The sequence below is a fragment of the uncultured Tateyamaria sp. genome, from assembly GCF_947503415.1.
In the GTDB taxonomy this organism is placed as follows: Bacteria; Pseudomonadota; Alphaproteobacteria; order Rhodobacterales; family Rhodobacteraceae; genus Tateyamaria.
In genome coordinates, this window is the sequence record NZ_CANNDS010000003.1 from 146,008 (window position 1) to 161,045 (window position 15,038).

A 15,038-nucleotide genomic window follows, 5' to 3' on the forward strand; every position below is an offset into this window, starting at 1 on the left:
CCGTGACGACAGAACCCGCTCCGAACCAAACGCTGAGGCCAAAGCGCGTCCTCGTCCTTGGGGCCACGGGCACAATTGGCCGCGCCACCACAAATGCGCTTGTGCATCTTGGTTACGATGTGACGTGCCTTGTCCGGCCTGCTTCAGATGTGGGTGCCTTGGCCGGTGTTACGCTTGTGCAGGCAGATGTCACCGATCCCGCAACCCTCGAACGTGATGCCTTCGGCGATCCCCCCTATGATGCAGTCATCTCGTGCCTCGCGTCGCGCACCGGCGCGCCGCAAGATGCATGGGCCATCGACCATCAGGCGACCGTCAACGTAATTGACGCGGCACGAGCCACGGGTGTGCAGCAATTCGTTCTGCTGTCGGCCATCTGCGTCCAGAGACCACGCCTCGCGTTCCAGCACGCAAAACTGGCCGCCGAACAGGCACTGATTGCATCCGGTCTGACCTATTCGATTGTGCGTCCCACCGCCTATTTCAAGTCGCTGTCGGGCCAGATAGCACGGGTGCGGGCAGGCAGGCCCTATCTGCTGTTCGGGGACGGAGAGTTGACGGCCTGCACACCCATCAGCGACCGTGATCTCGGGGCCTACATGGCGTCGTGCCTGACCGCGCCAGAGCGGCAAAACCGTATCCTGCCGATAGGCGGCCCCGGTCCTGCGCTGACGCCGCGCGCGATGGGCACGCATCTATTCTCGCTGTTAGACAAGCCGCCAATCTTCAAACACGTCCCCGTGGGCATGATGCGTGGCATTGCAGGTGGCTTGGGGCTGGTCAGCCGTGTCATTCCCAGCTTGGCGGCAAAGGCGGAATTTGCGCGTATCGGTCTGTATTATGCGACAGAGTCGATGCTGGTCCTGAACGAAGACACAGGGCACTACGACCGCGGCACAACGCCGTCCACGGGCGCCGACACGCTGTTTGACTACTATGCCGATGTCATCGACGGCAAAGCCACTGTCGAGCGCGGTGATCACAGCGTGTTCTGAATGCCCCCCACGCCGGGCAGGGGGCGCTCACATCACAGGTTCGGATAAAGCGGGAAGCGTGCGCAAAGCTCGGCCACTTCGGCCTTCACCTTTGCTTCCACGTCTCCATTCCCATCTTCGCCATTTGCGGCCAACCCATCGACCACTTCGATGATCCAGTCGCCGATCTGACGGAACTCTGCCTCGCCAAACCCGCGCGTCGTGCCAGCGGGGGAGCCCAGACGAATGCCCGACGTGATCGTCGGCTTTTCATCATCAAACGGCACACCGTTCTTGTTGCAAGTGATATGCGCCCGGCCCAGTGCCTTCTCGGTTGCGTTGCCCTTCACACCTTTGGGGCGCAGGTCCACCAGCATCACGTGGGTGTCGGTGCCGTGGGTCACGGTGTCCAGCCCGCCCTGATGCAGCTGATCGGCGAGTGCTTGGGCGTTCTTGATCACCTGCTGCTGATAGGTCTTGAAGGACGGCTCCAGCGCTTCGCCAAAGGCCACGGCCTTGGCCGCGATCACGTGCATCAGCGGACCACCCTGAATGCCGGGGAAGATGGCGGAGTTGAACTTCTTCGCCAACGCCTCGTCATTTGTCAGGATCATGCCGCCGCGCGGGCCGCGCAGGGTCTTGTGGGTGGTGGTGGTCGCCACATGTACATGTGGGAAGGGCGAGGGGTATTCGCCCGCCGCGATCAGACCGGCAAAGTGCGCCACGTCGGCGAGCACATAGGCACCCACCTTGTCTGCAATCTCGCGGATGCGGGCAAAGTCGATGACACGCGGGATGGCCGACCCACCTGCGATGATCATCTGCGGCTTGTGCTCAAGCGCCAATGCCTCGATCTGGTCATAGTCGATGTCCAGCGTGTCGCGGCGCACACCGTATTGCACGGCATTGAACCACTTGCCCGACTGGTTGGGCTTGGCCCCGTGGGTCAGGTGCCCACCGGCATCAAGGCTCATGCCAAGGATCGTATCACCGGGCTGCAACAGCGCCTGAAACACACCCTGGTTGGCCTGAGAGCCGGAGTTCGGCTGCACATTGGCAAAGCCGCAATCAAAGAGCTTGCAGGCACGTTCGATGGCAAGGTTCTCGGCCACGTCAACGTATTGGCACCCACCATAATACCGACGGCCCGGATAGCCTTCGGCGTACTTGTTGGTCATCACGCTGCCTTGCGCTTCCAACACGGCGGCGGACACGATGTTTTCCGAGGCGATCAGCTCGATCTCGTCCCGCTGGCGGCCCAGCTCATCGCGGATGGACCCGAACAGTTCGGGGTCACGATCGGCCAAGGATTGGGTGAAAAAACCGTCGGTGCGATGGGGCGCATTCATTGGAACTCTCCTAGCGGGACTGAGTCGATTTGATTGGCCGTTTCCTATCGGAAACCGACCCTTTGAGCAAAGGATGTATCCCGACCAAACGCGCGCCACCAGCGACAAAGCGTGGTCAACGCTGGTAAGGGGCGAAAAGATATGGTTCTTTCGGCGCACTACGTTTGCCATAGGAAACTTTGAATGCCCCTCAAGATCGCCTTTGCGGCCAGCCGCGCGCCCGTGGCCCAAACCGCGCGGGCGACGTTGATCGGGCGCTATGGCGATGTGGATCAGGCGAAGGCGGACGTGGTTGTGGCCCTTGGGGGCGATGGGTTCATGTTGCAGACCCTGCACGCAACCGAACGCATGGACGTGCCTGTCTACGGTATGAACCGCGGCACCATCGGTTTTCTGATGAACGAATATGGCGAGGCCGATCTGGTCGACCGGCTTGAGGCGGCGGAGGAGGCGGAACTGAACCCGCTGTCCATGACCGCGTGGAACACGTCCGGCGAAAGCCACAAGGATCTTGCCATCAACGAAGTGTCACTGCTGCGGGCCGGGCCGCAGGCGGCAAAGCTGCGCATCACCGTGGATGGCCGTTTGCGCATGGACGAGTTGGTGTGCGACGGCGCGTTGGTGTCCACACCGGCAGGGTCAACCGCCTACAACTATTCTGCTCACGGACCGGTGTTGCCCATCGGGTCAGACGTGCTGGCCCTGACCGCCGTGGCTGCCTTCCGCCCACGGCGCTGGCGCGGGGCGCTGTTGCCCAAGATGGCCAAGGTCCGCTTTGACGTGCTGGAAAGCGAAAAGCGCCCCGTCATGGCCGAAGCGGATTCGCGATCTTTCCGGGACGTCGTGTCGGTCGAAATCCAGTCAGAGCCGTCCATCGTGCACCGTATCCTCTTCGACCCCGGTCACGGGCTCGAAGAGCGGCTCATTTCAGAGCAGTTCAACTAGGGTCAGCCCTGCGGGTTCAGATAGCCCCGTGCGATCTTGGTGGCTTGGCTCACGTCCAGAATGGGCGGCAACAGAGTCAGCAACTCACCGTCAGCATCCAGCAGATGCACAAAGCTGCCGTGGGAATAAATCCAGCCATATTCCGGGTCTTCAAACAGCGGCTCCACCTCGACCTTGAAGGCGTCATAGGCGCCTTGCAGCGCGTCCTCGTCCCCGGTCAGGCCCACGAAGTCGGTATGGATTTCCGCCAAAGGCTCTCCCATCGTCTCAACCGTGTCCTGATCGGGCGCAACGGTGATCATCACGGGCGTCACATCAATCCCGTCCGCAGCCAGTTCGTCCACAACCTGCGCCATCAGGGGCAGGGCGGCTGAACAGATGTTCAGGCAGTTGGCGTATCCGAAGAAAACCAACTGCGCCTTGCCATCAGGGTCCGCTTCGGTCCGTGTCTGGCCATGTTGGTCCAACAGAGCGTAAGGCCCACCGATATCCACAGGAAATGGACTTTGGCTTGCGGCAGGCATCCCCACCGCAAGCGCCATGATCGTCAAAAGAGTGCGCAACACCTCAGAAATTCTCCGCAATCCATTCCTTGTCGAAAGCAGGTCCAAGGCCAAGATACCCCTCTTCCTCGATGATCGCGGCGATGCTTGGATCACGACGGAACCATGGGCCCTTGCCCTTGGCCTCAGGGTGTTCAGCGGCCCATTTCTTGGTCCACTGGTTGGCCTTGATCTTGTCGCCGCCGCCCGGGGGCACAATGGTCTGCACCAGATAGACGTTGTTGGCACCCAGTTCCGGGTCATCAATCATCAACCCGTCCACGGTGATGGTCTGGTTGCAAAAGGGCTGCAATTCGACCGCCGCGCCGGTAAAGGCCGGTTGGCTGTTTTTCATCGGCAAGACCAGCACATCGTCCGCCGTGCGCACCAGCCCAAGCTGGCGTTTGCCGGCGCCGCAATCAGCGGGACAGTCACCGGTGAACTCACACACCAGATCAACAACGGTCGCCTCGAACGTGGCGGGCACTTCGGCATAGAGGTTCCAACTGCGCGCTTCGGACCCTTCGGAAAAGTCCTGCGCAGCGAGGGGTGCGGCCACAAGGGCCAGCGCGGCTGTAAACTGTTTCAACATGATCATTCCCCTCCGGGCCGGGCTGATTTCGGGATGGAGAAAGGGGGCACATTGCCATAGTCGTCGTGGTTCTGGTTCGTGATATCCAGATCAGACACAACCTCGGACACGACGATGTAGTTCAGGCCATCCCTCTGATAAAGCGTGCCATCCGCCTCAACCGTATGAGCGGCGAGCTTCAAAATGCCATCGCCGCCTGCGGTCTGATCGTCGTCGCCCACCTTCAACACCATATAGACAGTGCCGTCTTCGGCCAGCAGACCCACCGGGATGCCACCGGCACTGCACCACAGTGCACAGGTGTGGTGGGCAGAGCCGACAACGGCATCCGGGCTGCCCATGACGCCAGAATAGTAGCACCAGGTGTCGATAATCTCGCCCGTGACCTGAATGGGGGTGCCTTCGGCGGCTTGCCCGGCCATGGGCAGGGCAATCGCAGACAGCGCGCCAAAAATGAGTGATCGCATCATGCGGCCTTTCCTTTGAAACTGTAACATGAGGCTGACAGTTGACGTGGCGTCGGTCAAATCACGGTTTTTGGATTTGCGCATTTGTGATCGCTTGGCGGCTGCGGGCACGTCTGCTATCGTTGGTAGGCACGACAGAGGCACAAAAGCGCCCGCCAACCACAGGTATGACAGCACTTAGCAAATATGACCGGCTCGAAGCATCGGGCCTTTGGCGCGCGTCAGCGGATGCGCAGCGCCGTGAAGTGATCGTGTCGGTGGGCGATGCCACTTTGATCATATCCGACCTCAATGACCGCGCGATTACGCATTGGTCGCTGGCAGCTGTCGAAAAGGCGCCGATGCCGGACAAAGGCGGGGCGGCGTACCACCCCGATGGCGATCCGGAAGAGTTGCTTGAACTTGCCGCGACCGAAGACGCCATGATCGATGCGATTGATACGCTGCGCCGCGCGGTTGCGCGGGCACGTCCGAAACCTGGCCGCGTACGGTGGCTTGGGGCTGCGATTTCTGCCTCGGCGGTTGCGGCGCTGGCTCTGTTCTGGCTGCCGGGCGCTTTGGTCGATCACGCCATGCGCGTGGTGCCACCGGTAAAGGAGGCCGAGATCGGCGCAGCCCTGCTGGCGCGGATCGAACGGGTATCGGGCCAGCCCTGCAACACAATCGAAGCGCGCCCCGGGTTGGTTGCCCTTGCCGGGCGTACCGGGGCGGCCCGCGTTGTGGTGGTGCCGGGTGGCGTACGCGAAGCACTATCCTTGCCCGGCGGAACCGTCCTTTTGAACCGCACGTTGGTCGAAGACTACGAAGAACCGGATGTCGCCGCAGGCTACATCCTGGTCGAGCAGAGCCGCAGTGCTGAAACGCCTCCGTTGCGCAAGCTGCTGGAACATGCGGGCCCCCGTGCAACGGGCACGCTGCTTACCACAGGATCGTTGCCGCCCAGAGTGCTTGAAGCGTTTGCCGAAGATCAGTTGGCCACTCCTGCCGTCGAAATGCCTGCGGAGAACCTTCTGCCCACCTTCGCAACAGCCCAGGTGCGCAGCACGCCGTATGCCCGTGCGCGCGACATATCAGGCGAGGCGACGCTGCCCTTGATCGAGGCGGACCCGATGTCCGGGCAGGATCCCGCGCCAATCATGCGCGACAGGGATTGGCTGCAACTTCAGGCTATTTGCGAAAACTAGGGCTTACTTGCGGACAAACGCATCGCTGAAACCTACGGCCCGGCTGCGTTGCAACCCGTTAGACAGATCAGCGGATGACGCGAACGGACCGGCAAGCACGATCTGGTAGGATTTTCCCCCGCGCTTTACCTTGCCAATTCGCGCAGGAAGACCGGCGCGCGCGACGCGCTGTGCTGCCGCCTGTGCGTTTGCAGGCACACCAAATGTACCGACCTGCACGTATTGGCCTTTCGTTGTCGCCTCGGGCGATTTGCGCGGGGCTGTTTTCACAACAGGCTTTGGGGCGGACCGTGTGGATACAACGGGTTGGCGCGCCTTGGCACGGCTTTTGCGCTGCACGCGCTTCATGATCTTTCCATCGCGGCGCACCAGCGTCACAGTGCCCAGGTTGCGCTCCTGTGTGTCGATATCTGTATACGGGAACACAAGCGGCACTCTGGCCGTCATGTCCCGTCCCGTGCTGCGATCAATCAAACGACGCGGAACCGTGGCGGTCCACGCCAGTCGGGTCAGCGCGATGCCGTTCAACGACTGTTCTGCCCGACGCGGGTTCAATCGGTCATCTTCCCACACAGGAACATAGCCCTCGGGCACTTTGGAAGGGCGCTTCAGCGACCGGTTTTCAAACACATGGCGGGGTACGACCCGCGTTTGCGGACCTGCAATTCTGGCTTCGGGGGCTGTGGCAGCAACGGTGCGGGTGGGTGCAGGGCGCACGGGCGCTACAGGCACAGGTGCTTGCGCCGCGGCGACAGGGGCCGTCGTTGGCGACACCGATTGTGGTCCACACCGCACGGCGCGGGTTTGACCCGAATTGATATATCGCGAACTGACGGCGGTCCGGCCATCGCATGCCGGCACGGCCTGCTCTGCGGTTGCCGTGCGTTGCTGCGTCGGGGCAGGCGCAACGGGGCGCACCGGTGATGCAGCCGGACGGCGCACTGTCACGGCAGGTGCAGGCTGCACTGTCTGGGCTGTTCGTGCCGTGGGCTGAGGGGCAGGCGTCTGCACGGGCGCCGGGGCCACGTTGGTCTGCGCGGTGGGCGCATCAATCGTAATCTGCTCGGGCGATCCTTGTGTCGTCTGGCGTGGCGTGGACCGCGCTGCCGCCGCTGCATTTGCAGACAGCGTCGGCGTCTGACCACAGATCAGTTGGCGCTGGCGGTTGACCCGCGGCACCCAGGTCACATTGCCATCAATCCCGGCGCGGATGAACACACAGCCCCGACTGTCCACATATTGGGTGCCTTTGAAGGACGCGGGCGGAAACTCCGCTGGGGTCTGCGCACTGCGCAGGTTTTGCGCATGGCTCGCACCGATAAACACAGAAGCGGCAATAACAGCAATGGCTGCAATTCTGGTAAAACTCATCATATCCCCCACAAGATATAGGGTATACGATGCCTCAACACCGCGACTGAGTAAAGCGGCGATGCCCGCTATTTGGTGCCAAACATCCGATCCCCGGCATCGCCAAGGCCCGGCACGATATATCCGATGTCATTCAGGCGCTCATCGACCGACGCCGTGACAATCGGAACATCCGGATGCGCGTCTTTCATGCGGGCGATTCCCTCCGGAGCGGCCAGAAGGCACAAAAAGCGGATATTGGTGGCGCCCGCCTCTTTCAACTTGTCGATGGCAGCTGCGGACGAGTTGCCCGTGGCCAGCATCGGATCGACGGCAATGACCAGCCGATCTTGCAGGGCTTCGGGCACCTTGAAGTAATATTCGACCGGCTGAAGGGTCTCTTCATCCCGGTACAGACCGACAAAACCCACGCGCGCCGACGGGATCAGCTCCAAAACGCCATCCAGCAGGCCGTTGCCGGCCCGAAGGATCGAAATCAACGCCAGCTTCTTGCCGTCGAGAGTCGGTGCATCCATCGACTGCATCGGTGTTTCGATCTGCTTGGTGGTCATCGGCAACCCACGCGTCACCTCATAGGCCAGAAGCTGCGAAATCTCGCGTAACAACTGCCGGAACACCGCCGTCGGCGTGTTCTTGTCGCGCATGATGGTCAGCTTGTGCTGGACAAGGGGGTGGTCGACAACAGTCAGATGTTCGGACATGGGGCAGCTCCTCATTGGTGCCTCCTTCTGCCTCGCGATCAACGCGCCGACAATACCCCTTCTTCTGACTGAAAATATCACGGGGTTTGGGGCAGCGCCCCAATGCGCGCCAGCGCCAAAATATCGCGCGCGCCGTCAGGCGCTCATTTTGGAGAGACGCCCAGATGCCGCGCCACCAGATGAGCGACGTCCTGAAATCCTATCAACCCAAGAGGCCCGCCGTCGCCACCTTTCACCAAAACAGGGACCCGCTCGCGCGTATGATCCGTGCCAACCCAAGTGGGGTCATTGCCGTGATCAGCCGTCAGAACAAGCAGATCATCGGCACGCAATCGCGGCAACAGCGCACCGATCTGCGCATCGAACCACTCGAGATGCCGGGCATAGCCTGACACGTCCCGTCGGTGTCCATACAGGCTGTCAAATTCAACGAAATTGGCAAATGTCAGGCTGCCATCCTCCGCCTCATCAACGAGGGTCGAAAGATGCTCCATCAGCGTTGCATCCGGCCCTTTGCGTACCTCGTCAAAGCCTTGCATGGAAAAGATGTCACCAACCTTGCCCACCCCGTAAACATGCCGTCCGGCATCCTGTACCCAATTGGTCAGGATGGGGGCAGGGGGCGTGATCGCAAAGTCGCGGCGGTGGACGGTCCGCTCAAATGCACCCGGCTCACCCACGAACGGACGCGCAATGACACGGCCCACCCGCATGTTGTGTAATTTCGGGGCCACCGCCTTGCAAAGATCCATCAACCGATCCAGGCCAAAATGGTCTTCGTGGGCCGCGATCTGGAACACGCTGTCTGCGGATGTGTAACAGATCGGCTTGCCGGTCCGAACATGCTCTGCCCCCAGCTCCGCAATGATGGTTGTGCCGGACGCGTGGCAATTGCCCAATATGCCATCGACGCCCGCCGCAGTGCTGACAGCGTCGACAACATCATCGGGAAAGGCCGGCGTCTCGTCTGGAAAGTAATGCCAGTCCCACGGCACAGGTACACCGGCCAGTTCCCAATGCCCGGACGGGGTGTCCTTGCCCTGCGACACCTCCGTGGCCGCCCCCCACGGGCCTGTTCCACTGCCACCATTGGCAAGCGCCATGGCATCAAACAATCCCAGCGTGGCCAGATGCGGCACGGCCAACGGACCGCTACGCCCGTCTTCGGCGCGACCTGCTGCGCAGGCCTCGGCGATGTGTCCGACCGTATTTGCGCCGGTGTCTGGCACGTCACCGTTGAAATACGCATCCGCATCCGGTGCGCCGCCGATGCCAACGGAATCCATGACGATGAGAAACGCGCGGGGCATCAACCGATCCGTTCGGTGATGAGGTCCGGAACAGTCGGCGCCTGTGGACCGATTGTGATCGCCGCACGCACTGCTGCCTCGGCCCGGTCGGCTTCCGCCGGGCGGGCGGCATGTACGACGCACAGGGGCTGGCCCTTGGCAACCTTGGTGCCCAATCGCACCACATCCGACAGTCCGACGCCCGGATTGATCACATCGTTCTCAACCTTGCGCCCACCGCCCATATCCACAACGGCAAGGCCCAGCGCCTCTCCGTCCATGGCCGTGACAAAGCCTGCCCCGGGTGCATTGATCTCGCGGATCACCGTGGCTTCGGGCAAAAAACGGGGCCAGTTCTCCACGAAGTGCACGGGCCCGCCCATCGCCGCAATCATCGCACCAAATCGCTCGGCTGCGCGCCCATCACTGATCGCACTCACAATGGCATCGGCACCCGCCTGAACATCCTTGGCAAGCCCGCCATTGGCCAACAGGACACCGCCAAGGGCGGCACAAATCTCAACCAGTGGCCCGCTGGGCGACGTGGTCAGGGTCCGCATCACGTGCGCCACTTCAAGGGCGTTGCCAAGAGCAGGGGCAAGGGGTTGAGACATATCGGTGATCAGCGCAGTGGTCTTGCACCCGGCCGCATTGGCCGTGTTGACCAGCGCATCAGCCAAGGCGCGCGCATCCTCCGCGTCTTTCATGAACGCGCCAGACCCCACCTTGACGTCCAGCACCAACCCGTCCAGCCCCGCCGCCAGCTTTTTCGACAGGATCGACGCCGTGATCAGGTCCATGCTTTCAACGGTGGCTGTGACATCGCGCACGGCGTAAAGCCGTTTGTCCGCTGGCGCGATCTGCGCGGTGGCGCCCACAATGGCGCATCCGGCTTTGGTCATCACATCGCGCAAGCGCCGCTCGCTCAACTGCGTCGACACGCCGGGGATCGCGTCAAGTTTGTCCAGTGTTCCACCGGTATGACCCAACCCGCGCCCCGAAATCATCGGCACATAGGCGCCGCACGCGGCAAGGGCAGGGGCGAGGATCAGGCTGACGCAATCGCCCACACCGCCGGTCGAATGCTTGTCGAGAACGGGGCCGTCAAAATCCCACACCAGCACCTGCCCGCTGTCACGCATCGCCATGGTCAGGGCCACGCGCCCCGCATCACCCAGACCGTTCAGGCACACGGCCATGGCAAAGGCACCCGCTTGGGCGTCCGTCACAGTGCCATCGGCAAGGCTCTGGGCGAACCAGGTCAGCTCATCGCGGGATGGGGTCTGCCGTTGCCGCAACTTGGCGATGATGGACCGCGCGTCGCTCATGCGTCGCCATCCATGTGGGCCGCGACAAACGCACCGGGCAGCAGTTCAGCCAAGGTCATCACCTGCTCGACCCCTTTGGTCGTGGCCATGGTCACGCGCACATCGCCCGCGCCAAACTCGGCCAGCTTCTGGCGGCACCCACCACAGGGGGGCACTGGCATCGGACTGCCTGCAACAACATAGGCTTCGAGGATCTGGCGCTGACCCGCGGCCACCATGGCCGCAATGGCTCCGGCTTCGGCACATGTGCCCTCGGGATAAGCCACGTTTTCAACATTGCAGCCAGAAAATACGGTGCCGTCCGCTGCACGCAAAGCGGCCCCCACCTTGAAATTCGAATAGGGCGCATGCGCATTTTCCCGCACCGCCACTGCGGCCTGCTTCAGCTCGTCCATAACCATCCTCGTTTCGGAACTCCGATCCTATCCAAGCGTTGGCTTTTTGACTACCTGCTAAAGGAGAGAAACCATGTCCAGCACAAACCAGTCATCACGACTTGTCGTGTCCCCCGCATCCGCGCCGGACGCGAGCGACGAAAGCGTCGCGGAAATGACCGAAAAAACCGCAGCCGAACTGCGCGCACTATGCGAAGCGAAGGGCGAGCCCTTCGACACCGCACTCAGCGAAACACAGGCGCAGCAACGGATCGAAGCCCTCAAGGCAATGGACTAAACTGGTGTCGTTGCGAAGACGCCCGGCAATGATACTTCCAGCAATTCGATGTCATCTGACAGATTGGAATAGCGGGTTACCATGCCGGGCGGGACCACAAACGCGTCGCCCGGCTCCAGCGCAAACGGGGCACGCCCTTCGCCTTCAAGCGTCATTGTGCCGTCCATCACGAAGGTGAACAGGATGTCGCTGTCATGGGCGGTCCACTCCAGCGGGCCGGACCCCTTTCGCGCAACCTGAACCCCTGCAACCCCTGCCGTTCCGTTTGCAATCCCGGTATCGCGTCCCTCAAATCCACTCAGGCGAAATGGGCGCCAGACCGCATCCTCGACCTTGTGATGCACAAAGCGCTGGCCCTGAAATCGTCGCTCTGGATTGGCCGGGCCGTTGGGGAGTTCCATTTCGTGATCAATGGTGGTGACATGCTCGGCTGGCACCCCGATCTCGATCACCTCGATGTTGTCACTTGCATACAGCACCCGGTGTCGGATCTCTGGCGGCTGGATCACGCAGCAGCCCGCATGCAGCCGAAACGGCGCGCCCTGATCTTCGTACACAAGGTCCACCCAGCCCCGATAGCAAAAGATCAGCTGAAACCCGACCGTATGATAGTGCACCATGTCAGGCACAGGGCCGCCATCGGGAATGCGGATATGACTGGCAATGATCGACCCGCCCAACCGGTCAGGGATCAGATCGCGGTAGTGCATGCCCGCGCGTCCAATGATCCAGGGCGCCTGATCAGCCAACCTGCGCACGACAAAGCTGTGCACGGTTTCAGGCATCACAAGCGGTGGGTTCAGATCATCAATTTCAACCCGCGTGCCATTCGGGGCCACCAATTCTCGCGCGCCACCCGCGAACGCATCAGGATCATCCGTCAATATACGCAACGTCCCCGGCGGCTCGCTGGCACCTGCTTCGATACGCACGCGTAACCCATGGCCTGAAAACACAGCCACAGACGGGTCATCAGCGGGATAGATCATATCCATCCGCATCCCCAGAACCTTGGTGAAAAACGGAATATCGTCGCGCAATTCCTGCGTGGGCAGCCGTATCTCTGCGCGAACCTCAACCATCCGGGATCCCCTTCACTTTGCCAAATAAACTCCGGGGGCGTTGCGAATGCAACGGGGGCAGAGCCCCCTCAATGTAAGGTCGTGCGCAAAGCGCTCATCCGGATCACGATTGCCACATCTGACCAAACGTCAATTGGCGGCGTCCGCAAAACAGTTTAACGCTAAACCAAATCCGACGACCCAAAGGGGACATTCCATGGCCGACACACCAAATTTGCGCGACGCGGCACTCGCCTACCACGAATTCCCCAAACCCGGAAAACTCGAAATCCGTGCGACCAAGCCGATGGCAAACGGGCGCGATCTGGCGCGCGCCTATTCCCCCGGCGTGGCCGAAGCCTGCCTTGAAATCAAGGACGACCCCGCAAACGCCGCCCGCTTCACCGCACGTGGCAATCTGGTGGCCGTCGTCTCCAACGGTTCGGCCGTTCTGGGGCTCGGTGACATCGGCGCGCTGGCCTCCAAACCGGTGATGGAGGGCAAGGCGGTGCTCTTCAAGAAATTCGCCTCGATCGACTGCTTCGACATCGAAGTGAACGAAAACGACCCGGAAAAACTGGCCGACATCGTCTGCGCGCTGGAGCCGACCTTCGGCGCCATCAACCTCGAAGACATCAAGGCCCCCGACTGCTTTGTTGTCGAAAAACTCTGCCGCGAGCGTATGAATATCCCGGTGTTCCATGACGACCAGCACGGCACCGCCATCGTCGTCGGGGCGGCGGCCAAGAACGCGCTCTACGTGACGGGCAAAAAATTCGAAGACATCAAGATTGTCAGTACAGGCGGCGGGGCCGCAGGCATCGCCTGCCTCAACATGTTGCTCAAAATGGGCGTCAAACGCGAAAATGTCTGGCTTTGCGACATCCACGGCCTTGTCTACGAGGGCCGGGCCGAAGACATGAACCCGGCCAAGGCCGCCTTTGCCCAAGCGACAGACAAACGTACGCTCGATGATGTGATCGACGGCGCAGACATGTTCCTTGGCCTGTCCGGCCCCGGCGTTCTGAAGCCTGAACAGGTCGCAAAGATGGCAAAGCAGCCGATCATCTTTGCCCTCGCCAACCCCACACCTGAAATCCTGCCCGACGACGCCCGCAGCGTGGCACCTGACGCCATCATTGCCACGGGCCGCAGCGATTTCCCCAATCAGGTCAACAACGTGCTGTGCTTTCCGTTCATCTTCCGCGGCGCGCTTGATGTGGGCGCCACAACGATCAATGATGAAATGCAGCTGGCCTGCATCGATGGTATCGCGGCCCTTGCCCGCGCCACCACAAGCGCCGAAGCAGCCGCCGCCTACCAAGGCGAACAGCTCAATTTCGGCCCTGAATACCTGATCCCCAAACCGTTCGATCCGCGCCTTGTAGGCGTGGTCAGTTCTGCCGTGGCCAAGGCCGCCATGGAGACAGGCGTCGCACAACGCCCCATCGCGGACCTTGACGCCTACAAGACGTCGCTGGACGGGTCAGTTTTCAAATCGGCCCTGCTGATGCGCCCGGTGTTCGACGCCGCCCGCGTCACATCCCGCCGCATTGTCTTTGCCGAAGGCGAAGATGAACGGGTGCTGCGCGCCGCCCAAGCCATGGTCGAGGAAACCACCGAACGCCCCATCCTGATCGGACGGCCCGAGGTGATCGAGGCGCGGATTGCGCGCGCGGGCCTCACGATCAGGATCGGGGACACAGTCGATCTGGTGAACCCCGAAAACGACCCCCGCTACCGCGACTATTGGGGCACCTATCACGAGCTGATGTGCCGCCGCGGCGTCACGCCCGATCTGGCCCGCGCGATCATGCGCACCAACACCACCGCCATCGGCGCCGTTATGGTGCAACGGGACGAGGCGGACAGCCTGATCTGCGGCACCTTTGGTGAGTTCCGCTGGCACCTCAACTACATCAACTGCGTTCTGGGCCGCGACGGGCATCACCCCGTCGGCGCGCTGTCCATGATGATCCTCGAAGACGGCCCGCTCTTTGTCGCCGACACGCAGGTTCACCTGCACCCGGAACCGGAACAGATTGCCGAGATTGCCGTGGGCGCCGCACGCCACGTGCGCCGTTTCGGGATCGAACCCAAGATCGCCTTCTGCTCGCAAAGCCAGTTCGGCAATCAGGGCGACGGCTCGGGCTGGCGCCTGCGCGAGGCGATCCGCATGCTCGACGCGCAAGGGCACGATTTCTGCTACGAGGGAGAGATGAACATCGACACCGCCCTTGATCCCGAACTGCGCAACCGCCTGTTCCCGGGCAACCGGATGGACGGGGCCGCCAACGTGCTGGTCTTCGCCCATGCCGATGCGGCCTCGGGCGTGCGCAACATCCTCAAGATGAAGGGCGGCGGGCTAGAGGTTGGCCCCATCCTGATGGGCATGGGCAATCGCGCCCACATCGTGTCGCCTTCGATCACTGCGCGCGGCCTTTTGAACATGTCCGCCGTCGCGGGCACCCCCGTGGCGCATTACGGCTAGGCAACGGGGGGCGTCCCTCACCTGAAGGTGAAAAGACGTTTTTTGCTTCCCGTCCGATCAAACACATCTGGT

Annotated in this window: 15 protein-coding genes; 5 read left to right on the top strand and 10 right to left on the bottom strand. The window is 61.8% G+C overall.

What is annotated here, in order from left to right; translation table 11 throughout:
• Positions 1 to 2 precede the first annotated feature (2 nt).
• The gene (locus tag Q1A32_RS17300; RefSeq protein WP_299655954.1) at positions 3 to 995 is read left to right on the top strand and encodes an NAD(P)H-binding protein; all 993 of its coding nucleotides are present in this window, start codon (positions 3 to 5) and stop codon (positions 993 to 995) included.
• A 32-nt stretch (positions 996 to 1,027) separates the two neighbouring features.
• Here Q1A32_RS17300 and glyA read toward each other — a convergent pair whose 3' ends face one another.
• Positions 1,028 to 2,323, bottom strand: coding sequence for a serine hydroxymethyltransferase (gene glyA / locus Q1A32_RS17305; protein WP_299655957.1), 1,296 nt, complete (start codon positions 2,321 to 2,323; stop codon positions 1,028 to 1,030).
• 183 nt (positions 2,324 to 2,506) lie between these two features.
• On the opposite strand from glyA, the gene Q1A32_RS17310 reads away from it, so the two are divergent.
• The gene (locus tag Q1A32_RS17310; RefSeq protein ID WP_299614705.1) at positions 2,507 to 3,268 is read left to right on the top strand and encodes an NAD kinase; all 762 of its coding nucleotides are present in this window, start codon (positions 2,507 to 2,509) and stop codon (positions 3,266 to 3,268) included.
• A 2-nt stretch (positions 3,269 to 3,270) separates the two neighbouring features.
• Here Q1A32_RS17310 and Q1A32_RS17315 read toward each other — a convergent pair whose 3' ends face one another.
• Genes Q1A32_RS17315 through Q1A32_RS17325 form a run of 3 tightly spaced genes read right to left on the bottom strand, consistent with a single transcriptional unit; the run spans position 3,271 to position 4,872 of the window.
• The gene (locus Q1A32_RS17315) at positions 3,271 to 3,834 is read right to left on the bottom strand and encodes an SCO family protein (RefSeq protein ID WP_299655960.1); all 564 of its coding nucleotides are present in this window, start codon (positions 3,832 to 3,834) and stop codon (positions 3,271 to 3,273) included.
• Between the two features lies 1 nt (position 3,835).
• Positions 3,836 to 4,402 carry a hypothetical protein gene (locus Q1A32_RS17320; protein WP_299655963.1) on the bottom strand — a complete coding sequence of 189 codons (567 nt, stop codon included), beginning with the start codon at positions 4,400 to 4,402 and terminating at the stop codon, positions 3,836 to 3,838.
• Between the two features lie 2 nt (positions 4,403 to 4,404).
• A complete protein-coding gene (locus Q1A32_RS17325; protein ID WP_299655966.1) occupies positions 4,405 to 4,872 on the bottom strand; it encodes a hypothetical protein in 468 nt (155 codons plus the stop codon).
• A 164-nt stretch (positions 4,873 to 5,036) separates the two neighbouring features.
• Between Q1A32_RS17325 and Q1A32_RS17330 the strand changes: the two genes are divergently transcribed.
• Positions 5,037 to 6,053, top strand: a complete 1,017-nt coding sequence (locus Q1A32_RS17330; RefSeq protein ID WP_299655969.1) for a hypothetical protein — start codon at positions 5,037 to 5,039, stop codon at positions 6,051 to 6,053.
• Positions 6,054 to 6,056: 3 nt separating this feature from the next.
• Here the strand turns inward: Q1A32_RS17330 and Q1A32_RS17335 are convergent, their stop codons facing one another.
• From Q1A32_RS17335 to Q1A32_RS17355, 5 genes are all read right to left on the bottom strand, one after another.
• On the bottom strand, positions 6,057 to 7,424 hold the full coding sequence (locus tag Q1A32_RS17335) for an SPOR domain-containing protein (protein WP_299655972.1): 1,368 nt from the start codon (positions 7,422 to 7,424) through the stop codon (positions 6,057 to 6,059).
• Between the two features lie 68 nt (positions 7,425 to 7,492).
• Complete coding sequence (gene upp / locus Q1A32_RS17340) at positions 7,493 to 8,125, bottom strand: uracil phosphoribosyltransferase (protein WP_299614711.1); 633 nt, start codon at positions 8,123 to 8,125, stop codon at positions 7,493 to 7,495.
• A gap of 143 nt (positions 8,126 to 8,268) precedes the next feature.
• On the bottom strand, positions 8,269 to 9,435 hold the full coding sequence (locus Q1A32_RS17345; protein WP_299655975.1) for a phosphopentomutase: 1,167 nt from the start codon (positions 9,433 to 9,435) through the stop codon (positions 8,269 to 8,271).
• Positions 9,435 to 10,742 carry a thymidine phosphorylase gene (locus tag Q1A32_RS17350; protein WP_299655978.1) on the bottom strand — a complete coding sequence of 436 codons (1,308 nt, stop codon included), beginning with the start codon at positions 10,740 to 10,742 and terminating at the stop codon, positions 9,435 to 9,437. The genes Q1A32_RS17345 and Q1A32_RS17350 overlap by 1 nt, the downstream gene beginning before the upstream one ends.
• Positions 10,739 to 11,137: a cytidine deaminase gene (locus tag Q1A32_RS17355; RefSeq protein ID WP_299655981.1), complete on the bottom strand. Its 399-nt coding sequence runs from the start codon at positions 11,135 to 11,137 to the stop codon at positions 10,739 to 10,741. Before Q1A32_RS17355 ends, Q1A32_RS17350 begins: the two co-directional genes overlap by 4 nt.
• A gap of 73 nt (positions 11,138 to 11,210) precedes the next feature.
• On the opposite strand from Q1A32_RS17355, the gene Q1A32_RS17360 reads away from it, so the two are divergent.
• Entirely contained in the window at positions 11,211 to 11,414 is a 204-nt protein-coding gene (locus Q1A32_RS17360; RefSeq protein ID WP_299655985.1) for a hypothetical protein, read from the top strand.
• Here Q1A32_RS17360 and Q1A32_RS17365 read toward each other — a convergent pair.
• Complete coding sequence (locus Q1A32_RS17365) at positions 11,411 to 12,496, bottom strand: cupin domain-containing protein (protein WP_299655988.1); 1,086 nt, start codon at positions 12,494 to 12,496, stop codon at positions 11,411 to 11,413. The genes Q1A32_RS17360 and Q1A32_RS17365 overlap by 4 nt on opposite strands.
• Positions 12,497 to 12,692: 196 nt before the next feature.
• On the opposite strand from Q1A32_RS17365, the gene Q1A32_RS17370 reads away from it, so the two are divergent.
• Positions 12,693 to 14,966, top strand: a complete 2,274-nt coding sequence (locus Q1A32_RS17370) for an NADP-dependent malic enzyme (protein ID WP_299655991.1) — start codon at positions 12,693 to 12,695, stop codon at positions 14,964 to 14,966.
• The last annotated feature ends 72 nt before the right edge of the window (positions 14,967 to 15,038 follow it).